This window comes from Clostridium sp. UBA5712 (assembly GCF_002419845.1).
In the GTDB taxonomy this organism is placed as follows: domain Bacteria; phylum Bacillota; class Clostridia; order Clostridiales; family Clostridiaceae; genus Clostridium_J; species Clostridium_J sulfidigenes.
Window position 1 is genome coordinate 141,230 of the sequence record NZ_DIGW01000015.1, and the last position, 24,087, is coordinate 165,316.

Consider the following 24,087-nt stretch of genomic DNA (forward strand, 5'->3'; position numbering starts at 1 on the left):
AAATAATATTATGTGATTAATTGATGGACTTTGGAGGAATATTACTATGAGTAAACTATATTTTAGATATGGAGCAATGAATTGTGGAAAGTCTACAAATCTTCTTCAAGTAGCTTATAATTATGAAGAAAGAGGAATGAAAGTAATAATAATTAAACCCAAGACTGATACAAAGGGAGGAAATAAAATTGTATCTAGGCTTGGAGTTACAAAAGAAGTAGATTTAAGTTTTTCTAAAGGAGAGAATATTTTTACTACTGTAGAAGATTATATAAAGAAAAATGGACAAATTCACTGCATACTAGCAGATGAAGTTCAGTTTTTTACAAAAGCTCAAGTTGATGAAATGTTTATGATAGCTGTTAAATTAAATATTCCAGTAATATGCTATGGTTTAAGAACAGATTTTCAGATGGAGGGCTTTGAAGGTAGTGAAAGACTTTTACTAGTAGCTCATAGTTTAGAGGAGCTAAAAACAATTTGTAAATGTGGTAAGAAAGCTATATTAAATGGAAGAAAGATTAATGGTAAATTTGTTTTTGAAGGTAATCAAGTTGCCATTGATAATGAAGATAATGTAGAGTACGAGTCTCTTTGTGCAGAATGTTATATTAAGTATGAAGAGGAAGCAGCAAATAGCAGATAACAACTAAAATAATAGGATGCTTATATTAAGATAATATTATGAAGTTAGAAATAAGAAATAAGAAATAGAAGGCAGGTGTTAAAATGGAAAAGAAGACAACGGTCGGGGGACAGGCAGTTATAGAGGGTGTAATGATGAGGGGATCTAAGGGGCTTGCAACTGCTGTAAGGCTTCCTAATGGTAGTATTGAAGTTAAAAAAGAATCAAGTGAAAGCTTGACTAAGAAAAATAAATTTTTTGGATTTCCTATAATTAGAGGATTTATATCTCTTATAGAATCATTAATTATAGGTATAAAAAGCTTAGAGTATTCAGCTTCCTTCTTTGAGGATGATGAGGAAGAGTCAGAATCCAAATTTGATAAATGGTTTGATAAAGTTTTTAAGGAGAAAGGAAATAGTGTACTAATGGGTATATCATTAGTTCTTTCCCTAGCTTTTTCTATACTACTCTTTTTTATTTTACCAACGGCATTAACTAGTTTGGTAAAAAAAACAATAACATCTAATGTGGTAGTTTTAAATATTATAGAAGGAATAATAAGAGTTATAATATTTATAAGCTATATATTTATTGTTGGAAAACTAGAAGACATAAAAAGAGTATATCAATATCATGGAGCTGAGCATAAAACTATATTTTGCTATGAAAGTGGTATAAATTTAACACCAGAAAATGCTAAGAAGTTTGGAAGACTCCATCCAAGGTGTGGAACTAATTTTTTATTCTTAGTTATGGTTATTAGTATAATTATATTTTCCTTCACGGGATGGCAATCTATAGGTCAGAGAGTGATTTCTAGAGTATTATTACTACCAGTGGTATCTGGAGTAACTTATGAGGTTATAAAATGGCTAGGAAAGAGTGATAGTAAAATATCAAAAATTATTGCATGGCCAGGGTTACTTTTGCAAAAGATAACAACACAAGAACCTGATGAATCTATGCTTGAAGTTGCAATAACTTCATTAAAAGCTGCAGAGGGGTTAGAATGAATTATAGTGAATGAGGAACAATATGAATATAAATGAAGCGTTAATAAAGGCATATGATATATTAAAGAGTAGTGATATTGAATCATACATAATAGATGCACAGCTTCTATTATGTAGGGTTTTAAATGTAGAAAAGTTGTATATAATTATGAACAGGTCAGAAGTATTAACTTTAGATAAAGAGCAAGAGTTTTTTAAACTTATAAATTTAAGAAGTTGCAAAAAGCCTATGGCATATATTCTAGGGCAAGTTGAGTTTATGGGTATTAACTTTTTCGTAGAAGAGGGAGTGTTGATACCAAGACCAGATACAGAGATTTTAGTAGAAGAGTGTATTTCTATAATAAAGAAAAATAATATAAGTTTAATATGTGATATGTGCTGTGGAAGTGGAGCTATTGGAATTTCCATAGGCCATTATGTAAAAAATAGCAAAGTATGGTTATATGACGTAAGTGATATAGCATTAAATGTAACTAAAAAAAATATTTCAAATTTATATTTAGGAGAAAAGACCAATGTAAATAAAAGTGATTTATTTCAATTACCTATAAAAGAAGGTTTGAAATTTAATATGATAGTGTCAAATCCACCATATATTAAGGAGAAAGTAATTCCTACCCTTATGGAAGATGTTAAAGACTTTGAACCTCACCTAGCTCTTTCGGGAGGACAAGATGGACTTGATTTCTATAGAAGGATATGCAAAGAAGGAAAAGAGGTACTTTCCTCTGATGGATATTTATGTTTTGAAATAGGACATGATCAGGAAATGGAAGTAAAATCTATCATGAAAACTGAAGGATTTAGTGATATATATAGTTTAAGGGATTTGGGTGGAAATCATCGAGTTGTCATAGGAAAGTTACCATAAATAATATTTTTATGATATAATGTAATGATGTAAAAAATTAAGATTTATGATTAAATTACGGAGAGTGTTAATATATGTTAGAGAGATTAGGTTTTTTAGAAAACAAATATGATGAATTATCAAATATGATTAGTGATCCTAGTATTATGGCTAATCAAAAGGAGTGGCAAAAACTTTGTAAAGAGCATGCAGAATTAGAGATAATAGTAGGAAGGTATAGAGAATACAGAGATGCTGAAAATGCATTAGCTGAAAATAAAGAAATGCTAAATGAAGAATCAGATAGAGAAATGAGAGAGATGATTCAAGAAGATATAAAGGCATTAACGGAACAATGCGAGAAGTCTAAGGAAGAAATAAGAATATTATTATTACCTAAAGACCCTAATGATGATAAAAACGTATTTATAGAAATTAGAGGTGGAGCTGGCGGAGATGAAGCAGCTTTATTTGCAGCCAATTTATTTAGAATGTATACAAGATATGCAGAGCGTAACAGATGGAAAGTAGAAATAATGAGTGCTAATGAAACTGATATCGGTGGATTTAAAGAAGTAGTATTCATGGTTAAAGGTGATAAGGCTTATAGTAAACTGAAATATGAAAGTGGAGTGCATAGAGTTCAAAGGGTACCTGACACGGAATCAAGTGGTAGAATCCATACATCTACAGCCACTGTTGCAGTACTTCCAGAAGTTGAAGACGTAGATATCGACATAAATATGAATGATATAAAAATAGACGTATTTAGAGCTTCAGGAAATGGTGGACAGTGCGTTAATACAACAGATTCAGCAGTAAGAATGACTCATTTACCAACAGGACTTGTAGTTTCATGCCAAGATGAAAAATCCCAGCTTAAAAACAAGGAAAAGGCTATGAAAATATTAAGAGCTAGACTATATGAAGCAGCAGAAGCAGAAAGAGCTAAAGGAATTGCAGATGATAGAAAGAGTCAAGTTGGAACTGGAGATAGAAGTGAAAGAATTAGAACCTATAACTATCCTCAAGGAAGGGTTTCAGATCACAGAATAGGATTAACTCTTTATAAACTTGAAGCTTTCCTAGATGGAGATATAGATGAGATGTTAGATGGGTTAATAACTGCTGACCAAGCCGAAAAAATGAAGGCAATGGGAAATGGTATTTAGGTATTAAAGTTTGTAAGGTGGAGGATTACTTAATGGATATAGATAAAGTCCTAAAGAAGCAAAGAAAATCTTACAAAAGGTTTATGCTATCTATGGGCTTTATTTTTATAATATTGCCTATAGTGTTGCTTATAGCTAAACAAATAAATATATTTTTTATTATATATCTTTGTGTTATTGAAAGTTTAATATTATTTTCTGTACTAATGAGATACAATGAAGAATATTTAAAGTTTCAATTATATGAAGATAAAATACTGATATCTATTTTAGGTGGTAGAATAAAATATAAAATTCACTATAGTAAAGTAGCAATTATTCATACAATACCTCAAGAAAAGTACTTTGATATATTGATAATAACAAAGTCTAAGTTTAGAAATAAAAGATTGAGATTGGTTACGAATAAAGTGCTAGAGAGATTCAGTGGTATAGGGAAATATTATGTTAAAGTAAAGATGCCTAAGGATGATGACTATTATTACTTTGTAGTAAAACGAGGTGGAGTAAAGAAATATATGCTATTAGATTTACTTTTTAAGTATTGTGTAACTGCTGTATTTACTGAGGATGCTATAGCTAATATAAAAGAATATAGAAAACAGAATAAAATATAGAGTTTATAAATATATTTTACTAATAATAATTTTCAAGGAGAAATTATGAATAGTACTATATTTATAATAGGAGTTTTTTCTGCTATAGTATCTCTAATAGGAACTATGGTTGGTGCATTAATTGGAGTATCCTTAAAAAATCCTACTGACAAGTTATTAGGAGTTTTATTGGCAGTTGCTACAGGAATAATTATATCAATAATTTTCTTAGAACTTATACCAGAATCAATTGATAAGATTGGCTTTATTAGAACTCTCATAGTTATAATTATTGGAGTAATAGTTATATATTTTATAGATTGTTTAATTAAAGTAAGTAGCCACAGTAATGATAGAAATCCAAATATGATAAATCATACAAAAGTTGCAATATTAATGGCTTTAGGGTTAATGATGCACAACTTTCCAGAAGGCATTATAATGGGTTTTGGATTTGTTAAGGGTTCGGGATTAGGTATAAAGATGAGTATATTAATATCAATTCATGATATCCCAGAAGGAATTGCCATGGCAACACCGTTAATAGCTGCTGGAAAGAAACCATTTAAAATTTTATGGTATAGTTTTTTAGTAGCATTTCCAACTGTTATAGGAGCCTGGATAGGTATGTTAATTAATTCTATATCATCTGCATTTTTAGGCTATAGTATTGCCTTTGCCAGTGGAATTATGCTTTATGTAGCTTTTGGGCAAATGCTTCCGGAAAGCAATGAATTGCATAGTAGTTATACAAATGCAATGTGGATTATATTTGGAATTATATTTGGGTTTGTAATGATAAATTTATTTTAATGGATTATTGAAGTGGGTGTTAATAGGTATGAAAACAAAAGTTGTGATGTTAAGTGAGAAGACTCCAGATGAAAGTGTGATAAAAGAAGCAGGAAAAGTTATAAAAGATGGTGGCCTTGTAGCCTTCCCTACGGAAACCGTATATGGATTAGGTGCTAATGCGTTAGATAGTGAAGCAGTAGCTAAAATTTTTATGGCAAAGGGTAGGCCACAAGATAATCCTCTGATTATTCATGTAGGGGATTATAATATAGAGCCCTATGTTAAAAATGTACCAATTGTAGCAAGAGAAATAATAAAAAAGTTTTGGCCAGGACCAATAACCATAATACTTGAGAAGACTGAACTAGTTCCACAGGTTACTAGTGCAAAGTTGCCTACTGTGGGAATTAGAATGCCACAAAATAATATCGCTATAGGTTTAATAAAAGCCGCTGGAGTACCTATAGCAGCACCTTCAGCTAATATATCCGGTAGACCTAGTCCTACAGACATGGAAAGTTGTGTTGAAGATTTAGAGGGAAAGGTAGACTATATATTAGGAGGAGAAAATAGTATTGTAGGTGTAGAATCAACTATAGTAGATTGTACAGTTTCACCTATATGTATTTTAAGACCAGGCGCTATAACCTTAGAGATGTTAAGGGAAATAGATAATAAGGTTTATATAGATCCATCTGTATTATCAAAGCCTACAGAAGATTTTAAGCCTAAGGCACCAGGAATGAAATATAGACATTATGCACCGAAGGCTCCTGTGAAGATAGTAGACGGTGATATAGATAAAGTTGTTGCAAAAATTAATGAAATAGTATTAAATTATATTAAACAAGGTAAAAAAGTTGGAATTATTGCAACTGATGAAACAAAATCTTTATATAATAAAGGAACTGTTATTTCTATTGGAGCAAGATGTGATATAGAAGATATAGGTAAAAATTTATTTAGAGTTTTAAGAAGTTTTGATAGTATAGACATTGATATAATTCTTTGTGAAGCATTTGAAGAGAGTGGAGTAGGTACTGCAGTAATGAATAGACTAAAAAAAAGTGCTGGCTTTAACATATTAAAAGTATAATTGGAGGGATAAATATGAAAATAGCAATAGGTAGTGATCATGGTGGTTTAAGATTAAAAAAAGAAGTAATTAAACATTTAGAAAAAAAGAATATAGAAGTTAGGGATTATGGTACATATACAGAAGATTCTTGTGACTATCCAGATTTTGCTGAAAAAGTGTCTGAAGCAGTAGTTGCTAAAGAATATGATTATGGAATTTTAATATGCGGTACAGGAATTGGAATAAGTATATCAGCTAATAAAATACCAGGAATAAGAGCGGCGCTATGCAGTGATACTTTTAGTGCACATGCTACTAGAGAACATAATAATGCCAATATATTAGCAATGGGAGAAAGAGTTGTAGGAACCGGACTTGCTTTAGATATAGTTGATGCATTTCTTGGATCAACCTTTGAAGGTGGAAGACACGAGAATAGGGTTAACAAGATAATGGAGATAGAAAAAAAATATAATAAATAATTTTAGGAGGATAAGAACATATGAGTAAAGTTACACAAATAGACCATCCATTAATACTACATAAATTAGCATTCATGAGAGATATAAATACGGGGTCTAAGGACTTTAGAGAATTAGTAGAAGAGGTTGCTATGCTTATGGCTTATGAGGTTACTAGAGATATGCAACTAGAAGAAGTAGAAATTGAAACTCCTATAGGAATTACAAAGTGTAAAGTTCTTGCAGGAAAGAAAATGGCAATAGTACCTATATTAAGAGCTGGACTTGGAATGGTTGATGGAATGCTTAAGCTTATACCTGCAGCTAAAGTTGGACATATAGGTATGTATAGAGATGAAGAAACTTTAATGCCAGTAGAATACTTCTGTAAGTTACCTCAAGATATAGAAGATAGAGATATTATAGTAACTGACCCAATGCTTGCAACTGGAGGTTCAGCTATAGATGCAATAAATGCTCTTAAGAAAAGAGGGGCTAAAAATATAAGACTTATGTGTCTTGTTGGAGCTCCTGAAGGAATAAAAGCTGTTATGGAAGCACATCCAGATGTAGATATATATTTAGCTTCAATAGATGAGAAATTAAATGAACATGGATATATTGTTCCAGGATTAGGTGATGCTGGAGATCGTTTATTCGGAACTAAGTAGTATATTATTACAATTGTAATATTGCCCTGATTAGATTTAGATTTCTAATCAGGGTATTTTTCTAATAAAAATAATATTAACATATTAGATTGCATACAAAAAGGAGCCCTAGTTAATACTAGAGCTCCATATATTATTTAGGTAAATTTTATCAAATTGGGGGAATGGGAGTTATTTACCAAAATATCTTTGTAATAAACCGTTGAAAGCAGCACCGTGTCTAGCTTCATCTTTGCACATTTCATGAACTGTATCGTGAATTGCATCTAGGTTTAATTTTTTAGCTAATGTAGCAAGGTCTTTTTTACCTTGGCAAGCACCATGCTCAGCATCAACTCTCATTTGTAAATTAGTTTTTGTATCTGCTACAACTACTTCTCCTAATAATTCAGCAAATTTAGCTGCGTGTTCAGCTTCTTCAAATGCTATTCTCTTATAAGCTTCAGCTACTTCAGGATATCCTTCTCTATCTGCTTGACGACTCATTGCTAAGTACATTCCAACTTCTGTACATTCTCCAGTAAAGTTAGCTCTTAATCCTTCGATTACTTCTTGATCAACTTCTGCTGCAATTCCTATTCTGTGCTCATCAGCCCAAGCTAGGTTGCCTTCTGATTTTTCTACAAATTTATCAGCACCTGCCTTACATACTGGACAAAACTCTGGAGCTGAATCTCCCTCGTGAATATAACCACATACTGTACATACAAATTTTTTCATAAATATTTCCTCCTTAAATCTTCATATTATAATAATTTTTGTTTTTAGATTTTCTCGATGTATTTATCTTATGAACTTATTATATACTATTAAATAATAATTATCAAGAGAAAATTATTATTTTTTATTATTTTTTTTAGGTAATAAAAAAATAATATAACTTTATTATATTACTTAATAAGGTTAAGATTATATAATATTCTGTATTTTAATATAAAGTTCAAATATTTATAATTTAGTTTAGTATAGAAATAGCACCGATATGATACAATAAAAATAACCTTAAAGGGATAAAAATAAAGCAATAAGCCAAAAAACAATGTTTCTATAGAGGAGAGTAGCCCTCATTAGTTAGAATTTTGAATAAGTTAGTAAATATTTAATCAATATTAAGTAAAATTAAACGGAGCATCCGTTTTTCTAATAAATGCAATGCATAAAAAATTGCATACAATGAATATACAATTATATACTTTTTTATATATAAAGTGTAATGTAGAGGTTTAAATTGATTTATTAGAGTTTATTAGGGAACATTTTGGTAAGAAATCTTTTAATTCAGAAAATAATTGATATTTTAAATTCTTTTGACTACTTATTGTAAATTTTCAGTTTTAACAGACAAATGAATAAAAGTTTTTTGGAATAATCCTTTTATTGTAAAACCTCAAAAAATGTAGCAAAGCAGAGAGAACTTGTACTATTATTGATTATTTACTTCTTTAGAACTAATTTGACCTAATTTGGTGAAAATTTAGGTTTTAGAAGATTTGAACCTAGATGTATAATATCATATATGCAAAAGCGAGGTGGTCCAATCCAATGAATAAAGAGTGCTCAGAGGTTATTAAGCTTGTTGGCTTATTTGATTCTATTATAGGAATTATAGTTTCATTAATTTTAATGTTATTCTTTAACTGGATATCCTGGTTTTTTTTATTGGGGATAATTTGTAGTTTTGTGAATTTTATTATTAACTCACTGACAACTGAAATGATTATTATGAAGGATAAGAGATTTAAAGGTTTATTAATACTTTTATCCTATATAGTTAGAATAGGGCTTGTTTGTGGAATATCTCTCGCTATAATTAAGAAAAGTGAGGTGAGCTTTTTTATTTTTATTGCAGGATATACGGCTCAGCTATTAGCTATATTATGTTATGGTTTTAGCTTGAAGAGCCAGAAAGGAGTATGATGTTATGGAAGAAATGGCACCTTTGTTTGCAATTAATATCTTTGGATATAAATATGAAGTTATGTCAAGTGTTTTTATACAATGGGTATTTATTGCATTAGCATTGGTTTTATCCATTCTATATAGTAGAAAGGTTAAAAAAGTTCCAGGTAAGGTACAAAGTATTGTAGAAGTTGGAATAGAATTTTTATCTAATGTAGTTAAAGATAACATGGGACCAGGTTCAAGTCCTTTTATTCCTTACATAGGATCCTTAGGAATTTATTTATTTTTATTAAATATGGTAGGGTTATTTGGAATAAAGCCTCCTACATCAGATTTTAGTGTAAGCTTAGGAATTGCACTTACTACTTTTTTTGTAATTCAAGGGCATACTATTAAAAAGTTAGGTCTTTGGGGTTACTTTAAAGGATATGCATCTCCTGTTCCATTATTGTTACCAATAAATATAATGGAGAGGATTATGCTTCCAATATCATTAAGTCTAAGACTTTTTGGAAATATCTTTGCAGCAACAATGATTATGGAACTTCTATACGGAGCTCTTACAGGATTAAATTTTATTGCAGCAATAGGATTACCTATACCGTTCCATTTCTATTTTGATATATTTGATGGAACCATACAAATGATTATTTTTGTAATGTTAACAATGATTAATATTAAGATTACAGCAGAACATTAAAAACTAAATTTAACTAAATAAAAATTATTAATAGTAAATTACTATAAATATAAAAAATATTTATTTTTGAGGAGGAATTATAAATGGATTCAGCAGCTTTTATAGCAGGAATGTCAGCATTAGGAGCAGGTATAGCAGCACTTGCAGTTATTGGTGGAGGATTAGGAACAGGAAATGCTACTGGTAAAGCAGTAGAGAGTATAGCAAAACAACCAGAGGCTAGTAGTAAAATTATGAGTGCTTTAATAGTAGGGGGAGCTTTATCAGAGGCAACAGCTATATATGGATTTTTACTTGGATTATTATTAATATTATTCGGAGTAAAAGGTTAATATCTTAGTAAAAATATTGAGAAGGAGGGTGTAGTTCCATATCTTAATTAGTTACATTTTGAAGAAGATATAGTAGGTAGTGTAGTATATATTTGTGATTAAATTAAGAGGATGATGTGGAACGTAGCTTATGAATATTGATTGGAGTATTATAGTACCATCAACCATCAATTTCTTTATATTTTATTTAATACTAAGAAAATTTGTGTTTAATAAGACTTTAGCAGTTATCAATACTAGAAAAGAAGAAGTGGAAAGTGCTTTCAAAAAGGCTAGGGATGAAGAAGAAAGAGCGAAGTTATTAAAACAAAAGTATGATGAAGATGTTAAAAGATATAGAAATGATGGCTTGAAATTAGTAGAGAGTTATAAGCAAAAAGCTGATAAAGTATATGCTGAGATAGTTGAAGACTCACAAAGAGAAGTAGCTAACATAAAAGAACGAGCTACTAAAGAAATAAAAAGAGAAAGAGAAAAAGCTAGTAAAGAAATTAAGCAAGAAATTATTGATTTATCCATGAAACTTGCTGAGAAAACTTTAGAGAAAGAAATCAATGAAGAAAGTCACAGAGAGTTAATTGATAAATTTATAGCTAAGGTAGGTATTTAAAAATGTATGAATTTTTAGATAGGCGGTATGCTCTAGCTCTTTATGAAATGTGTAAAGAAGCAGGTAATATAGAAACTGTTTTGGAAGAACTAGGTGAAGTAGTTGAGGAAATGGATAATAATGAAGGACTTATAAAGATTATCAGAAATCCTCAAATTAATAAGCACAATAAAAAGAGAATATTTGAGGAATTATTTAAGGGTAAGATAGAGGATGAACTTTTAAGTTTTTTACTATTACTTATTGACAAAGGAAGGATACTTTATCTGAGGGAAAAGTATAATCAGTTTAGATTAGTATACCTTAAAAATAATAATACCGTTGTAGCTAAAATTAAGTCTGTAATTCCATTAAATCATAATGAACGAGAAACTATTAAAAGTAAGTTAGAAAAACGTTATGAAAAGACAGTAATAATAGAGGAAGAAATAGATAAATCTCTATTAGGTGGAATGTTAATCTCTGTAGGAGATGAAACCATAGATGGAACTATTAAGACTAAACTTATGGATCTTAAGAATATATCAGAAGGTAACGTAGGTAGATATAACTTTAGTGAGCTTAATAAAGAATTATTAGCAGATATTATAACAAATAAACCTCTAAATGAAGAAGAAACAAAAAAATTAAGAGGTTGGTTAATGGATTTCTATAGTAGAGAAATTGTCATAAATAATATAGTAGATGAGTCTTACAAAGATGATATCAAAGTTATTATAGGTGAAGATATAACTACTAAAGCTACAATTGATGAGATAGTTAATAGTGAAAAATGTAAGATTGGTAAGGCTAAATCTCAAGAGTGTATTATAGATTTAGATGAAAAAGGTAAAATTCTTAATGCCACAGTTAGGACTGTAATTCCACTAACTGATGAAGAGAGAATTAAGTTAACTAAAGGACTTGAGAAGTTCTATAGTAGAAAAATAGTAATCCATGAAGAAATAGATGAGAGTATAGTTGGTGGAGTATTAGTTAAAATAGGAAATGATATTACTGATGGAACAGTAAAAAGTAAGCTTAGATATGTTAGAGATGACATGTAATACAGGCTTTAAATCGTGGTGAGAATAGAGGTGGAATCATGCATATTAAACCAGGTGAGATAACATCTATTATAAAAAGAGAATTAGATAGATATGAAAGTCACATTAACACTATAGATTCTGGAACCATAATCCAAATTGGAGATGGTATAGCTAGAATATATGGATTAGATAATTGTTTAGAAGGAGAGCTATTAGAATTTCCTAATAACGTATACGGAATTGCCCTTAACTTAGAGCAAGACAATGTTGGATGCGTATTATTAGGTTCTGAAGAAGGTATCAGAGAAGGCGATATAGTAAAAAGAACGGGTAGAGTAGTAGAAGTACCTGTTGGTGAAGCTCTTGTAGGAAGAGTTGTAGATTCTCTAGGAAATCCTATCGATGGTAACGGAATGATAGTAACTTCAGAATATAGAGCTGTAGAAGTAGAAGCTCCGGGAGTTATAGAGAGACAATCAGTAAAAAGTCCTATGCAAACAGGTATAAAGGCTATAGACTCTATGATTCCAATTGGAAAAGGTCAAAGAGAGTTAATTGTAGGAGACAGACAGACTGGAAAAAGTGCATTAGCAATAGATGCTATCATAAATCAAAGGGGTAAAAATGTAACTTGTGTTTATGTAGCTATAGGTCAAAAGCAGTCAACTGTTGCTAATATAGTTAATACACTAAAGGCTGAGGGGGCTATGGACTATACAATAGTTGTAGCTGCAACGGCATCACAATCTGCATCTCTTCAATATTTAGCACCTTTCTCAGGATGTTCAATGGCTGAATATTTTATGTATAAAGGTGGAGATGCACTTATAGTATATGATGATTTGTCTAAGCACGCTGTTGCTTATAGAACTATGTCATTATTACTTCGTAGACCACCAGGAAGAGAAGCTTATCCAGGAGATGTATTCTATCTTCACTCAAGACTTTTAGAAAGAGCTTCAAAACTTTCTGATGACTTAGGAGGAGGATCATTAACTGCTCTTCCAATAATAGAAACTTTAGCAGGAGATGTTACAGCATATATTCCTACAAATGTAATATCTATAACAGATGGTCAAATTTTCTTAGAATCTGACTTGTTCCATGCAGGTCAAAGACCAGCGGTAAATGCAGGTATATCAGTATCTAGGGTTGGAGGAAATGCGCAAATTAAAGCTATGAAACAAGTATCATCAACCCTTAGAATAGAACTTGCTCAATATAGAGAACTTGTGAACTTTACTCAATTTGGATCAGATTTAGATAAGGAAACTGTTAAGAGACTTGAAAAGGGTAAAAGACTTATAGAAATATTAAAGCAAGGACAATATGCTCCTATGGATGTAGAAAAGCAAGTAATAATAATATATTGCGGAGTGAATGATTTCTTAAGCGATATTCCAGTTCATAAGGTTAAAGCCTTTGAAAAGGAATTTTTAGAATATATAGGTACTCATTATAGAGACATCCCAAGTTCTATAAAAGAAAAACAAGAATTAGATTCAGAAATAAAAGAAAGACTTAATATGGCCATAACTGAATTTAAAAAAGTATTTTTAACTGAAATTTAGAGATATCACCTAAATTTTTAGGAGGTGAAAATATGGGCGTTGCAGGATTAGTTATTTTAAAAAAGAGAATAAAATCTATAGAGAATACAAAAAAGCTTACTAAGGCTATGGCCTTAGTAGCAACATCTAAACTAAAAAAGGTAAGGGTATCCTTATATACAAATGACACGTATTTTAAAAGCTATAGAGAAGTTATGAATGAAGTAATTCCATCACTGCCAAAAGAAAATAGATATATGCAATCCAATGGAAGTAAAAAGAAATTAATCATTGTTATAACTTCAGATATGGGAATGTGCGGTGCCTATAATAATAATGTTATAGATAAGCTTAAAGGGATAACTAAAGGCCATGAAGAGGATTATTTAATAGCAGTTATTGGTGAAAAAGGTAAAAGCTTAGCTAAGAGACATAGGATTAAGACATTAGATAAATATAATCAAACTATCTCTGATGTGCCTACAGCTACTGAAGCTAAGAGTATCTTTGAGTATAGCTTCAATATGTTTAGTGAAGAAAAAGTAGGAGAAGTAAGTATACTTTATACTTGGTTTAAAAATCCAATAGTAAAAGAACCAAAAGAGTGTAGATTATTGCCTCTTACTTTTGAAGAAAGCGAAGAAGACCATATTGGTGAAGATGAATTTGATATAGAAGGAAACAAAGAAGAGCTTATAGAGTCAATAGTACCATCCTATTGTAATGCAATGATACTTAATGCAATGATAAATTCTAAGGCTTCAGAACAGGGAAATAGAATGGAGACAATGAATAGTGCGACTCAAAATGCAGATGAATTAATAGCTTCTTTAAGGTTAAAATATAATAGGGTTAGACAAGGGGCTATCACTCAAGAGATTTCAGAAATTATTGGTGGAGCTCAAGCACAAAGTTAATAAGCCATTATATAGTAACCTATATAAAAAGTATAGATAGGAGGAGTTATATTTAACTTATATATTAATATAGTTAGATGTAGCGAATTAATATGGCACAACGTATTGGTAAAGTAGTTCAAATTATTGGACCAGTAATAGATATAAAATTTGACACAGACTCATTGCCTAACATTTATAATGCAATCCAAATTAAGATGGATGGTAGAGTTATTGTTGCTGAGGTTGAACAACATATAGGTGATGATATAGTTAGAACTATATCTATGGAATCAACAGAAGGACTTAAACGTGGAGTTAAGGCTATAGATACAGGAAGACCTATTGAAGTGCCTGTAGGAGAACAGGTACTTGGAAGATTGTTCAATGTATTAGGTCAAACTAAAGATGGAAAAGGTCCTCTTGATACTAATAATTATTATACAATTCATAGACCAGCTCCAAGCTTTGCTGAGCAATCTGTGGAACCAGAAATGTTTGAAACTGGCATAAAGGTTATAGATTTAATAGCACCATATCAAAAGGGTGGAAAGATAGGACTTTTTGGTGGTGCAGGAGTTGGTAAAACTGTACTTATACAAGAATTAATCAACAATATAGCTAGAGAACATGGTGGATTATCAGTATTCACTGGTGTAGGAGAGCGTACAAGAGAAGGCAATGACTTATACAATGAGATGCTAGATTCAGGGGTTATAAATAAGACAGCTTTAGTATTTGGACAAATGAATGAGTCACCAGGAGCTAGAATGAGAGTTGCACTTACAGGACTTACTATGTCTGAATACTTCAGAGATAAAGGTCAAGATGTATTATTATTTATAGATAATATATTTAGATTTACTCAGGCAGGTTCAGAGGTTTCTGCATTATTAGGTAGAATACCAAGTGCTGTAGGATACCAACCAACCCTAGCAACAGAGATGGGGGCATTACAAGAACGTATAACATCTACTAACAGTGGATCAATTACTTCTGTTCAAGCAGTATATGTTCCTGCTGATGACCTTACTGACCCAGCACCAGCAACAACATTTAGCCATCTTGATGCAACTACAGTTCTATCTAGAGCTATAGTAGAGCTTGGAATATATCCTGCGGTTGATCCATTAGAATCAAGCTCAAGAGTACTAGATCCTAGAATTGTTGGTGAGGAACATTATGAAATATCTACTCAAGTAAAGTACATTCTTGAAAGGTATAAAGAACTTCAAGATATTATAGCTATATTAGGTGTAGATGAATTATCAGATGAAGATAAAATTCTTGTTAATAGAGCAAGAAGAGTTCAAAGATTTTTATCTCAACCTTTTACAGTAGGAGAGCAATTCACTGGTTTAAAAGGTAGATATGTTCCTATAAAAGAAACAATAAGAGGATTCAAGGAAATATTAGAAGGTAAACATGATCATTTACCAGAGTCAGCATTCTTATTTGCAGGAACAATAGATGATGTTATAGAGAAAGCTAAGACTTTGGGTTAATATTATTTTGGATGTGATAAAATATGAAAAAGGTCTTTAAGCTTATAATAATTACTCCAGAGAGTGAGTTTTTTAAAGGAGATGCAGTCTCTTTAAACTGTGAAACTACAGAAGGCAGACTAGGAATTCTTCCAGATCATTCTGCTATAATTGCAGGACTTGTACCAACAATAACAACCTTTGAAGATGTAGATGGAAAGAAGTACAAAGTTAATACTTCTGACGGAGTCCTAAAGGTAAGGAAAAATAATGTTAGTATTCTCTGTACTATAGCACAATGGGTAGAATAAATTTCGGTACCATATATTTCAAATATTTATATAAACAGAGTTCTTAGCTTCTTCGAAGCTTAGAACTCGTTATCCAGGGACGTAGCAGCTCTTTACTGCCACTTTGAAGAAGATGGGAGTATTAGAGCTGGTAGTCATCGGACAAACTAAAAGGAGCACATTAAATGATATGAAAATCATTTAATGTGCTCCTTTAAATTACCTTGGAATAAAATTCAACAATAATTCAAAATAATAAAAATATTTTGAGAATAGTATTGCTATATATAGTATTACTACATATAATAATATTATACATATTAAGTAAAAGGAGGGGTGTTATTGGAAATGGATAAAGAGTTATTAAAAGGGTTTATAGACATTTTAATTTTATCTATTATTAAAGGTAATGATTATATTTATGGATATAACATAATGAAACTAGTTAATATAGCTGCTGAAGATAATTTTGAACTTCAAACAGGAACTTTATATATAGCTTTAAAAAGATTAGAAAAACAAAATTTTATCACATCTAAAGTAATAGAAGGAGATAATGGAATTAAAAGAAGGCATTATTTAATTACAAAAGAAGGTGAAGTTCAACTTAATAAATTGAATGGAGATTTTAATAAGATAACAGAGCTTATTTTAAAGTTTAGAGAGGGGGCAGTTAATGGTGAATAATCTAAGTATTAAGTTAAAGAGGAAAATAAATAGATACTTAAGAAAGCTCTTTAGTTCAGCTTTTGAAGATACATTAGAAGTTAAAGAATTAAAGGAAGAATTAAAAAGTTACATTATAACTGAAGTTAGTGATTTAGTAGAATCAGGTAAATCTGAGGAGAAGGCTTTTGAAATAGCTAAAAATAATATAGGGAATAATTCTGACTTTGAGGAAGGAATATCAGGTATATTTAATAATACTAAATATTTATTTATCCTTAAATCTAGTTATGTATGTATGATTATATATATAATTATTCAATTGCTTGTGCGACTAAAGATTATAGGCATTATAGATATATCACATTATAACCTTAGAATCATGTCTAAATTTAGTTTTATAGTATTCATAATAGGAACTATCATATTTTTTATATGGACATTTATGAATTTTATTTTTACAAGTCGAACCTTTAAGTTTAAGATTCAAGCTATTGTTATAAATATCTTAAATATTTTTATTAGTATGTTATGGGTTATGGCTTCTAAAGGGATAGTCAATGTTTTTAGAGTAGAAAAAAGTTTTTATATAGCGTTATTTTTAGATATGATTTTATATTTTACTGTATATAGTAAAAAGGTTTTTAAATTTAAATAAAATTAGGATGTGTGAATTATGATAAAAAAGATTATATCAGCAATAATGTCATTCATGATGGTAGGCATGTTTTTAGTAGCCTGCACACCGAAGAAAGATGATGCAGAAGAAAACATAAGAGGATTTATAGAAAGGCACTATGTAGCAGATAAAGATGATTTAGAAGCCTGTGGTGATTATGTTAAAAATGGAATTGGTATAGGGGACAATTTAAACAAAAAAGATAAAGAGATGGCAGAGTATATGACTGAAGAAGGATTTGATGGATATAGAATTAATAGAACTCTTTTTTATAGATTTAAACTACTTTATGAAAAAAATTGCACATCAGAAATAAAAGATGTAGAGATAGTGGAAAAAGAAAAGTCAGATGATATGAGAAGATTTAATGTTAAGTTCAATTGGATTATAAAAAATGATAAAGATGAGATAGTTAAGGAGCATAAGGTAGATAAAGATATATATCTTTCAGAAGAACATGGTAGTTGGCTTATAAACCAGTATAACAAGTTAGAGATATTATATGGTGACTTTAACTTTAATATGGTATAGTTAATATTTTTATATAGATTAATCCAACCTTATCTTAAATATGTACCATAGAGGGAGAAAATAGAAAGATAATTTATGTGATTTCATAAATTATCTTTTTATTTTCTACATTACGTTGAAAAGTAATTTATTTATGAACACATTTTAAAAGTTGCTATATATTATTAGTATAAATAAAAATATAACTTATTACATTATATGTAAATATGAATAAAAAAAGTAAAAAGGTTAATGATTTAATATAAGTGGATTTATTCTTATATTAAGGTGGGATATGTATGAAGTTATATATTAAGTTATTAATTGTGGTGATGTTCACATTAAGCATATTAATTATACGGGATAAAACCTTTTATGGGAAGAGTGAAGAGGATATGTTTAGTGGAATATTAAATAGTGTAAATGCTTCTACTGAGGAATATGTAGTGGAGGGCAGGTTTTATAGTCAAGAAAGTAAAGAAAATATATATGAAACTATAATAACTAATATAGAAAAGGCTATGGGACAAGTTTACCAAGAAGTTAATAAGGACTTAAGTTTTAAAATAGATTATAACCATGAAGAATATGATGGAAGGATTTCAATAGCTGATTATGGTAAAGGATATGATGTTGTACTAAGAATTTCTATTTGTAAACCTAATTTAGATATTGATGAAGAAAAAACTGTAGAAAAGAAAATTAAAGAAATTTTATCCCCAATTAGTAGTAAGGTGGAATACTCGCTATATGTAAAAAGTAAAATCTTAAACGGCACAATAGATGAAACAAGAGATGTGATTTTAAAGCAATTATATTTAAATAAAGCACAAAATATTGATGAAGTAGAAATAAGTAATGGATATAGTATTATAAGCAATACAAATTTATACGATAAAGAAATAATACTAGGTGAGGAGATAGATTTTAACTGTGCTATAGTTAGATATTCCTCAGGATGCTATTTAATAATGGGGACACCTGTAATCAGGATAACATACTAAGAAATAGCATTTTAAATGGAGGATTAACATGAGTAAATTTTATATAAATGGAAACCGTAGATTAAAAGGGAGTGTAAACATAAGTTCAGCCAAGAATGCTGTATTACCAATACTAGTGTCCACTATACTAACAGATAGTGTATCAACCATCAATGGATCACCTATGCTAGAAGATGTATTTGTACTATGTGAGGTATTAAGATCTCTTTCAGCAGAGGTTAATATAGATAGAGATAATAATAAAATTGATATTAATACAAAAAACTTAAAATATGAAGGTATAGATAATGACTTAGTAAGAAAAATGAGAGCATCTTTCCTAGTTATAGGAGCTATGGTAGCTAGATTTGGAAAGGCAAAAATTTCTCTGCCTGGAGGATGTAAAATAGGATCTAGACCTATAGATTTGCATTTGAAGGGACTAAAAGCTTTAGGAGCAACAATTAAAGAGGAACACGGATATGTTGAAGTAGTTGCAGAACAATTAGAGGGTAATACAGTTTATTTAGACTTCCCATCTGTGGGAGCCACAGAGAACTTGATGATGGCTGCAACTCTTGCTAAAGGAGATACTTTTATAGAGAATGCAGCTAAGGAACCTGAGATAGTAGACTTAGCAAATTTTTTAAATAAAATGGGGGCTAAGATTCAAGGTGCAGGAAGTGGTAAGATATGCATAACAGGAGTAAAAAGATTAGAAGGAGTTTCGTATACGCCTATATTTGATAGGATTGAAGCAGGAACATTTATAATAGCAGCACCCATTACAAAAAGTAAAATTACAATAGAAGGTGTGGATGAAGAACATCTCAAGTCAGTGATAGTTAAATTACGTGAAATGGGTGTTAAGATTGATGTATTCGGAAATAAAATTGTTGTAGATGGAGATGTAGAATTAAAACCCACAGATATTATGACTATGCCTCATCCAGGATTTCCAACAGATATGCAATCACAAATGATGACATTATTAAGTATTACCCATGGAAGAAGTAGTGTGACAGAAACTATATTTGAAAATAGGTTTATGCAGGTGGCAGAGTTAAGAAGGATGGGAGCTAATATTAATGTTAACGGAAGAATTGCGACAATAGAAGGTGTTAAAGAGCTTACAGGAGCTGAAGTAGTAGCACCAGATCTTCGAGCAGGAGCAGGACTGGTTTTGGCAGGTTTATGTGCTAAGGGTGAGACTATAGTAGATCACATATACCATATAGATAGAGGATATGTAACAATAGAGGATAAACTCAATGCCCTAGGCGCAGAAATAACTAGAATATAATTATACTTTATATAGCTCAGCTTTTAATTTAAGGCTGGGCATTTTTATATTTACAAAATTATAAGCATATTACCATAAATATAATAATAAATATAACTAAGTCTATCTAGTATAGGAGAGAAGTTTATTTATTAGGAGGAAGAAAAGTGAAGTACTATGGGAGGATTAAAATAAATATTAATTATGATAAAGCTATAGTTGTTATTAAACCAATATTGATGGTGGCTATTTATTCAGCAGTATTACTAGGATTTCTAATATTATCCTATAAATTGATATTAGGTGAAGGAGGTAATATAGGTAAAAAAGGAAATGACTCATCACAGGCTATAGAAGTGATGCAATCTAAAAATAAAGGTGAGAAATCAAATAAGGGCATTTCCTTTAAGCTAGATGTAGATACAATAAAGGTTTATTTGACAAAGGAAAATAGGATTATAGAGGTGCCTTTAGAAGAATATATTAAGGGAGTAGTATGTAGTGAGATGCCATTAAACTTTAATAAAGAGGCTTTGAAGGCACAAGCTATAGCAGCAAGGACATATACCTTAGCTCATACAAAAGCTGTATCAAGTGGATGTGCCAATGGAAGAGGAGCAGATTTGTGTGATACTGTTCATTGTCAGGTATATACACCCAAAGAAGTAAAAATAGCTCAGTTAGGTATAGGTGGAGAAAATAAATGGAAACTAGTTGAAGATGTGGTGAATGAGACTAGAGGACAAGTGTTAACATATAATAATGAATTAGTATTGGGGGCGTATTATTTCTCTACAAGTAGTGGAAAAACTGAAAATGTTGAAGATGTATTTTCTACAGCACTACCTTATCTTAGAAGTGTTGAAAGTTTAGGTGAAGATATTGCACCAAGATATAAAAGTACGGAAACTATAGACATAAACAGATTTGCGCAAGTGGTTAATAGCAGTTATAGTAATGCAAATTTATCACCAGCTAATCTAGAAGATCATATTAAAGTAAATAATTATACAGATGGTGGGTCAGTGAAAGAAATAACCCTTGGTAATGTTACTATAACAGGGGTTAAATTTAGACAGTTGTTTGGATTGAATTCCGCTAACTTCTCTTTAGAGTTTTTAAATAATCAAGTTGTTATAAATTGTAATGGCTTTGGTCATGGAGTAGGTATGAGTCAATGGGGAGCTAATGTAATGGCTAGTCAAGGCAAGAGTTGTGAAGAGATTTTAAAACATTATTATACAGGTATTGAAATAAAAAAAATCAATGAAAATTAGAAAGAAATAGGGCTTTTGCCCTATTTTTTTAGTTTTTAGCAAAAAAATATGAAAAAAATGAGATAAATAAGAAAAAAATTTTCTTATAGTGTATTAATTTCCCAATAAACGTCCACAATACTGATGGAGGTGTTTTTATGAACAATAAACTTAACAAAGTGAAGCAATTTTTCAAAAAAGAAGGCTTCTATGTAATTTTATTTGTTTGTCTATGTGCTGTTGCTACAGTTGCAGCTATAACAGCTGGAAGAAATAACAATAAAAATTCTGAAGAAGATAAAGTAGCATTAGAACAAACAGAAAAAGAAGTTGTAACTCAACCAGAAAAACCTGAGAATGCACTACAAGTTAAAGAGGAGCTTGAGCCAGTACCAACAGTTAAGAATAATGATACTGCAGCAGTTTCATCTCAAACTAAAGTTAGTTTTAAAAATCCAGTAGAGGGTACTTTAGGTAGAGCATATTCTGAAGATCCAGTATATTGGGCAACAACTAAGAGTTATAAAAATCACTTAGCTATGGATGTTAAAGCTGCAGAAGGTTCAGCAGTTGTAGCAGTAAGTGCTGGAGTGGTTAAAAAAGTAGATGCAAATACAGAAGGTACCTATGTAGAAATAGACCATCAAAATGGACTAACTACAATATATGGAAACCTTAAAGAACAGGTTCTAGTTAAAGCTGGAGATAAAGTTACAGCTGGTAAAGAAATAGGAGCTGTAGGTAAAACTACAAACCTTGCATATGAGGAATATGGAGATTATCTTCACTTCCAAGTATTACAAGATGGAAAAGAAGTAGACCCAGCTAAATATGTTAGTTATAAGAAATAACTAAAATAGAATTAATATTCTTGCTAGCTTTAAAACTTTAAAGTAAAAGGCTAGCAAGAATGTAATTTAAATAAGGAAGTTAGCATATTTATAATTATAGAAGGGTTAAGGAGGTAACGCTTTGAAAGACTATATTGAAGATAGAGTACTAGAAGTAGCAAAATATATAATAGAATCCGAGGCTACAATAAGAAAAACAGCATCGGTATTTGGTGTAAGTAAAAGTACAATCCATAAGGATATGACTGAGAGATTACCTAAAATAAATGCTCAAATAGCAGAGGAAGCAAAAAACATCTTAGATCTAAATAAAGCTGAAAGACACATTAGAGGTGGAAAAGCTACTAAAATGAAATATAAAACAATTGAAGGTTAGGTAGAATAGTAATATAATAGGTGTATATTGTTTTAGTAAATATTGTATAGTATTTCAATAAGAAGAAAATACTAGAGAGCAGGAGTGAATTTTAAGATGTTTTTTTTCGGTGTAGGAACAGATATGGGAATAGACCTAGGTACGGCTACAGTACTGGTTTACACAAAGGGTAAGGGTATAATACTAAAAGAACCTTCAGTTGTAGCAATAGATAAAAGTGCCAATAAGGTCTTAGCAGTAGGTGAAGAAGCTAGAAAAATGATAGGTAGGACGCCAGGAAATATTGTTGCAATTCGTCCACTTAGAGATGGGGTAATATCAGATTATGATGTTACAGAAAAAATGTTAGAGCACTTTATTAAAAAAGCTTGCGGTAAGAGAAAGATGTCAACACCAAGAGTTGTAATGTGCGTACCATGTGAGGCTACTGAAGTAGAAAGAAGAGCTGTTGAGGATGCGGCAAGAAATGCAGGAGCTAAAAAGGTTTTATTAATTGAAGAACCTTTGGCAGCAGCTATAGGAGCGGGGTTAGACATAACTAAAGCTAGTGGGAATATGGTTATTGACATAGGTGGAGGTACCACCGATATAGCAGTAATTTCTCTAGGAGGAATGGTTGTAAGAGAGTCTATTAAAGTTGCTGGAGACGATTTTGATGATGCTATAATTCGTTACATAAGGAAAAAGCATAAATTAATGATTGGAGAAAGAACAGCAGAAGAACTTAAAATAAACATTGGATGCGCATATCCTAAAGATGAGGACATTAAGGCAGAGATAAGAGGAAGAGATCTTATAACTGGACTACCTAAAAATATCACAGTTTGTTCTAGTGAGATGGAAGAGGCATTAAAAGAAGCTGTTACTTCCATAGCTGAATGTGCACATTCTGTACTAGAAAAAACACCACCTGAACTGGCTGCAGATATAGCTGATAAAGGTATAATAATGACTGGTGGAGGAGCTTTATTAGATGGATTAGACAAACTCATTGAAAAAGTTACTAATGTACCAGTATATGTAGCAGAAGATTCAGTATCTTGTGTAGCTGTTGGAACAGGAAAAATGCTTGACTATGTAGATAAGTTAGACGATTCGTTTACAGGATATAATGTTTCAATAAATAGTTAAGATGTACAAGTTAGAATATTAAACCTATATTTTAAATTATGTAAATAAATTTATATGATGTCCAACAATAGAAGTTAAAAATAAAGGTTATATAAATATAAAAATGTGATTTAATATACCTACTATGCAAAAAAATATTTGTATAGTAGGTATATTTTATTTTGTATCATTTCTAGTTGGTGTAAGTAACTCATTTTCTATGAAAGGGAGAGTTAATAAAAACTATAATTATATCTTCGAAATTAATGGTTGTTAAAAAGATTTTAATAGTATAAATAAGTCCATGTACTGTAT

At 30.6% G+C, this 24,087-nt stretch carries 28 protein-coding genes; 27 read left to right on the forward strand and 1 reads right to left on the reverse strand.

The genetic code is table 11. The features are described 5' to 3' along the window. Positions 1 to 46 precede the first annotated feature (46 nt). The 9 genes from B3B03_RS13270 (at position 47) to upp (ending at position 7,267) form a co-directional block, all read left to right on the forward strand. Complete coding sequence (locus B3B03_RS13270; RefSeq protein WP_035135373.1) at positions 47 to 646, forward strand: thymidine kinase; 600 nt, start codon at positions 47 to 49, stop codon at positions 644 to 646. Positions 647 to 729: 83 nt separating this feature from the next. Beyond that, the gene (locus B3B03_RS13275; protein WP_346877567.1) at positions 730 to 1,641 is read left to right on the forward strand and encodes a DUF1385 domain-containing protein; all 912 of its coding nucleotides are present in this window, start codon (positions 730 to 732) and stop codon (positions 1,639 to 1,641) included. A gap of 22 nt (positions 1,642 to 1,663) precedes the next feature. Next, on the forward strand, positions 1,664 to 2,515 hold the full coding sequence (gene prmC, locus B3B03_RS13280; RefSeq protein ID WP_346877568.1) for a peptide chain release factor N(5)-glutamine methyltransferase: 852 nt from the start codon (positions 1,664 to 1,666) through the stop codon (positions 2,513 to 2,515). 74 nt (positions 2,516 to 2,589) lie between these two features. Next, the gene (gene prfA, locus B3B03_RS13285) at positions 2,590 to 3,666 is read left to right on the forward strand and encodes a peptide chain release factor 1 (protein WP_035135375.1); all 1,077 of its coding nucleotides are present in this window, start codon (positions 2,590 to 2,592) and stop codon (positions 3,664 to 3,666) included. 32 nt (positions 3,667 to 3,698) lie between these two features. Further along, entirely contained in the window at positions 3,699 to 4,283 is a 585-nt protein-coding gene (locus B3B03_RS13290; RefSeq protein ID WP_150846296.1) for a hypothetical protein, read from the forward strand. Between the two features lie 45 nt (positions 4,284 to 4,328). Continuing rightward, a complete protein-coding gene (locus B3B03_RS13295) occupies positions 4,329 to 5,075 on the forward strand; it encodes a ZIP family metal transporter (protein WP_346846996.1) in 747 nt (248 codons plus the stop codon). 28 nt (positions 5,076 to 5,103) lie between these two features. After that, entirely contained in the window at positions 5,104 to 6,153 is a 1,050-nt protein-coding gene (locus tag B3B03_RS13300) for an L-threonylcarbamoyladenylate synthase (RefSeq protein ID WP_346846997.1), read from the forward strand. 14 nt (positions 6,154 to 6,167) lie between these two features. After that, positions 6,168 to 6,617: a ribose 5-phosphate isomerase B gene (gene rpiB / locus B3B03_RS13305; RefSeq protein ID WP_346877569.1), complete on the forward strand. Its 450-nt coding sequence runs from the start codon at positions 6,168 to 6,170 to the stop codon at positions 6,615 to 6,617. A 20-nt stretch (positions 6,618 to 6,637) separates the two neighbouring features. Then, the gene (gene upp, locus B3B03_RS13310) at positions 6,638 to 7,267 is read left to right on the forward strand and encodes a uracil phosphoribosyltransferase (RefSeq protein ID WP_035135383.1); all 630 of its coding nucleotides are present in this window, start codon (positions 6,638 to 6,640) and stop codon (positions 7,265 to 7,267) included. Between the two features lie 171 nt (positions 7,268 to 7,438). Here upp and B3B03_RS13315 read toward each other — a convergent pair whose 3' ends face one another. Next, complete coding sequence (locus tag B3B03_RS13315; RefSeq protein ID WP_035135384.1) at positions 7,439 to 7,987, reverse strand: NADH peroxidase; 549 nt, start codon at positions 7,985 to 7,987, stop codon at positions 7,439 to 7,441. Positions 7,988 to 8,809: 822 nt separating this feature from the next. Between B3B03_RS13315 and B3B03_RS13320 the strand changes: the two genes are divergently transcribed. The 18 genes from B3B03_RS13320 to B3B03_RS13405 all read left to right on the forward strand — a co-directional run bounded on the left by B3B03_RS13320 (position 8,810) and on the right by B3B03_RS13405 (position 23,793). Then, positions 8,810 to 9,184, forward strand: a complete 375-nt coding sequence (locus B3B03_RS13320) for an ATP synthase subunit I (protein WP_035135386.1) — start codon at positions 8,810 to 8,812, stop codon at positions 9,182 to 9,184. Between the two features lie 4 nt (positions 9,185 to 9,188). Further along, complete coding sequence (locus B3B03_RS13325) at positions 9,189 to 9,869, forward strand: F0F1 ATP synthase subunit A (protein WP_035135388.1); 681 nt, start codon at positions 9,189 to 9,191, stop codon at positions 9,867 to 9,869. Positions 9,870 to 9,952: 83 nt separating this feature from the next. After that, on the forward strand, positions 9,953 to 10,201 hold the full coding sequence (atpE, locus tag B3B03_RS13330; RefSeq protein ID WP_035135390.1) for an ATP synthase F0 subunit C: 249 nt from the start codon (positions 9,953 to 9,955) through the stop codon (positions 10,199 to 10,201). A gap of 130 nt (positions 10,202 to 10,331) precedes the next feature. Next, entirely contained in the window at positions 10,332 to 10,811 is a 480-nt protein-coding gene (locus tag B3B03_RS13335) for a F0F1 ATP synthase subunit B (protein WP_035135392.1), read from the forward strand. 2 nt (positions 10,812 to 10,813) lie between these two features. Continuing rightward, positions 10,814 to 11,857 (forward strand): F0F1 ATP synthase subunit delta, encoded by a 1,044-nt coding sequence (locus tag B3B03_RS13340; protein WP_346846998.1) that lies wholly within the window; start codon positions 10,814 to 10,816, stop codon positions 11,855 to 11,857. 38 nt (positions 11,858 to 11,895) lie between these two features. Then, entirely contained in the window at positions 11,896 to 13,410 is a 1,515-nt protein-coding gene (atpA, locus tag B3B03_RS13345) for a F0F1 ATP synthase subunit alpha (RefSeq protein WP_346846999.1), read from the forward strand. A 32-nt stretch (positions 13,411 to 13,442) separates the two neighbouring features. After that, complete coding sequence (gene atpG / locus B3B03_RS13350) at positions 13,443 to 14,306, forward strand: ATP synthase F1 subunit gamma (RefSeq protein ID WP_346847000.1); 864 nt, start codon at positions 13,443 to 13,445, stop codon at positions 14,304 to 14,306. 92 nt (positions 14,307 to 14,398) lie between these two features. After that, positions 14,399 to 15,790 (forward strand): F0F1 ATP synthase subunit beta, encoded by a 1,392-nt coding sequence (gene atpD / locus B3B03_RS13355; protein WP_346847001.1) that lies wholly within the window; start codon positions 14,399 to 14,401, stop codon positions 15,788 to 15,790. 23 nt (positions 15,791 to 15,813) lie between these two features. Beyond that, a complete protein-coding gene (locus B3B03_RS13360) occupies positions 15,814 to 16,080 on the forward strand; it encodes a hypothetical protein (RefSeq protein ID WP_346847002.1) in 267 nt (88 codons plus the stop codon). A 327-nt stretch (positions 16,081 to 16,407) separates the two neighbouring features. Continuing rightward, positions 16,408 to 16,746, forward strand: coding sequence for a PadR family transcriptional regulator (locus B3B03_RS13365; RefSeq protein ID WP_346877734.1), 339 nt, complete (start codon positions 16,408 to 16,410; stop codon positions 16,744 to 16,746). Then, on the forward strand, positions 16,736 to 17,383 hold the full coding sequence (locus tag B3B03_RS13370; RefSeq protein ID WP_346877570.1) for a permease prefix domain 1-containing protein: 648 nt from the start codon (positions 16,736 to 16,738) through the stop codon (positions 17,381 to 17,383). The genes B3B03_RS13365 and B3B03_RS13370 overlap by 11 nt, the downstream gene beginning before the upstream one ends. An 18-nt stretch (positions 17,384 to 17,401) precedes the next feature. After that, a complete protein-coding gene (locus B3B03_RS13375; protein WP_346847005.1) occupies positions 17,402 to 17,935 on the forward strand; it encodes a hypothetical protein in 534 nt (177 codons plus the stop codon). Between the two features lie 278 nt (positions 17,936 to 18,213). Further along, positions 18,214 to 18,918, forward strand: a complete 705-nt coding sequence (locus B3B03_RS13380; protein WP_346847006.1) for a hypothetical protein — start codon at positions 18,214 to 18,216, stop codon at positions 18,916 to 18,918. Positions 18,919 to 18,946: 28 nt separating this feature from the next. Then, entirely contained in the window at positions 18,947 to 20,200 is a 1,254-nt protein-coding gene (murA, locus tag B3B03_RS13385) for a UDP-N-acetylglucosamine 1-carboxyvinyltransferase (protein ID WP_346847007.1), read from the forward strand. Positions 20,201 to 20,346: 146 nt separating this feature from the next. After that, a complete protein-coding gene (spoIID, locus tag B3B03_RS13390; protein WP_346847008.1) occupies positions 20,347 to 21,456 on the forward strand; it encodes a stage II sporulation protein D in 1,110 nt (369 codons plus the stop codon). Between the two features lie 137 nt (positions 21,457 to 21,593). Beyond that, on the forward strand, positions 21,594 to 22,286 hold the full coding sequence (locus B3B03_RS13395; protein WP_346847009.1) for a M23 family metallopeptidase: 693 nt from the start codon (positions 21,594 to 21,596) through the stop codon (positions 22,284 to 22,286). A gap of 121 nt (positions 22,287 to 22,407) precedes the next feature. Then, positions 22,408 to 22,662, forward strand: coding sequence for a sporulation transcriptional regulator SpoIIID (spoIIID, locus tag B3B03_RS13400; RefSeq protein ID WP_035135408.1), 255 nt, complete (start codon positions 22,408 to 22,410; stop codon positions 22,660 to 22,662). A 96-nt stretch (positions 22,663 to 22,758) separates the two neighbouring features. Further along, positions 22,759 to 23,793: a rod shape-determining protein gene (locus B3B03_RS13405; RefSeq protein WP_346847010.1), complete on the forward strand. Its 1,035-nt coding sequence runs from the start codon at positions 22,759 to 22,761 to the stop codon at positions 23,791 to 23,793. Positions 23,794 to 24,087 lie beyond the last annotated feature (294 nt).

Excerpts from the sequence above, each read along its gene's own strand:
- B3B03_RS13270 (WP_035135373.1), top strand. The coding sequence starts at position 47 with ATGAGTAAACTATATTTTAGATATGGAGCAATGAATTGTGGAAAGTCT.
- B3B03_RS13275 (WP_346877567.1), top strand. The coding sequence starts at position 730 with ATGGAAAAGAAGACAACGGTCGGGGGACAGGCAGTTATAGAGGGTGTA.
- prmC (WP_346877568.1), top strand. The coding sequence starts at position 1,664 with ATGAATATAAATGAAGCGTTAATAAAGGCATATGATATATTAAAGAGT.
- prfA (WP_035135375.1), top strand. The coding sequence starts at position 2,590 with ATGTTAGAGAGATTAGGTTTTTTAGAAAACAAATATGATGAATTATCA.
- B3B03_RS13290 (WP_150846296.1), top strand. The coding sequence starts at position 3,699 with ATGGATATAGATAAAGTCCTAAAGAAGCAAAGAAAATCTTACAAAAGG.
- B3B03_RS13295 (WP_346846996.1), top strand. The coding sequence starts at position 4,329 with ATGAATAGTACTATATTTATAATAGGAGTTTTTTCTGCTATAGTATCT.
- B3B03_RS13300 (WP_346846997.1), top strand. The coding sequence starts at position 5,104 with ATGAAAACAAAAGTTGTGATGTTAAGTGAGAAGACTCCAGATGAAAGT.
- rpiB (WP_346877569.1), top strand. The coding sequence starts at position 6,168 with ATGAAAATAGCAATAGGTAGTGATCATGGTGGTTTAAGATTAAAAAAA.
- upp (WP_035135383.1), top strand. The coding sequence starts at position 6,638 with ATGAGTAAAGTTACACAAATAGACCATCCATTAATACTACATAAATTA.
- B3B03_RS13315 (WP_035135384.1), bottom strand. The coding sequence starts at position 7,987 with ATGAAAAAATTTGTATGTACAGTATGTGGTTATATTCACGAGGGAGAT.
- B3B03_RS13320 (WP_035135386.1), top strand. The coding sequence starts at position 8,810 with ATGAATAAAGAGTGCTCAGAGGTTATTAAGCTTGTTGGCTTATTTGAT.
- B3B03_RS13325 (WP_035135388.1), top strand. The coding sequence starts at position 9,189 with ATGGAAGAAATGGCACCTTTGTTTGCAATTAATATCTTTGGATATAAA.
- atpE (WP_035135390.1), top strand. The coding sequence starts at position 9,953 with ATGGATTCAGCAGCTTTTATAGCAGGAATGTCAGCATTAGGAGCAGGT.
- B3B03_RS13335 (WP_035135392.1), top strand. The coding sequence starts at position 10,332 with ATGAATATTGATTGGAGTATTATAGTACCATCAACCATCAATTTCTTT.
- B3B03_RS13340 (WP_346846998.1), top strand. The coding sequence starts at position 10,814 with ATGTATGAATTTTTAGATAGGCGGTATGCTCTAGCTCTTTATGAAATG.
- atpA (WP_346846999.1), top strand. The coding sequence starts at position 11,896 with ATGCATATTAAACCAGGTGAGATAACATCTATTATAAAAAGAGAATTA.
- atpG (WP_346847000.1), top strand. The coding sequence starts at position 13,443 with ATGGGCGTTGCAGGATTAGTTATTTTAAAAAAGAGAATAAAATCTATA.
- atpD (WP_346847001.1), top strand. The coding sequence starts at position 14,399 with ATGGCACAACGTATTGGTAAAGTAGTTCAAATTATTGGACCAGTAATA.
- B3B03_RS13360 (WP_346847002.1), top strand. The coding sequence starts at position 15,814 with ATGAAAAAGGTCTTTAAGCTTATAATAATTACTCCAGAGAGTGAGTTT.
- B3B03_RS13365 (WP_346877734.1), top strand. The coding sequence starts at position 16,408 with ATGGATAAAGAGTTATTAAAAGGGTTTATAGACATTTTAATTTTATCT.
- B3B03_RS13370 (WP_346877570.1), top strand. The coding sequence starts at position 16,736 with ATGGTGAATAATCTAAGTATTAAGTTAAAGAGGAAAATAAATAGATAC.
- B3B03_RS13375 (WP_346847005.1), top strand. The coding sequence starts at position 17,402 with ATGATAAAAAAGATTATATCAGCAATAATGTCATTCATGATGGTAGGC.
- B3B03_RS13380 (WP_346847006.1), top strand. The coding sequence starts at position 18,214 with ATGAAGTTATATATTAAGTTATTAATTGTGGTGATGTTCACATTAAGC.
- murA (WP_346847007.1), top strand. The coding sequence starts at position 18,947 with ATGAGTAAATTTTATATAAATGGAAACCGTAGATTAAAAGGGAGTGTA.
- B3B03_RS13395 (WP_346847009.1), top strand. The coding sequence starts at position 21,594 with ATGAACAATAAACTTAACAAAGTGAAGCAATTTTTCAAAAAAGAAGGC.
- B3B03_RS13405 (WP_346847010.1), top strand. The coding sequence starts at position 22,759 with ATGTTTTTTTTCGGTGTAGGAACAGATATGGGAATAGACCTAGGTACG.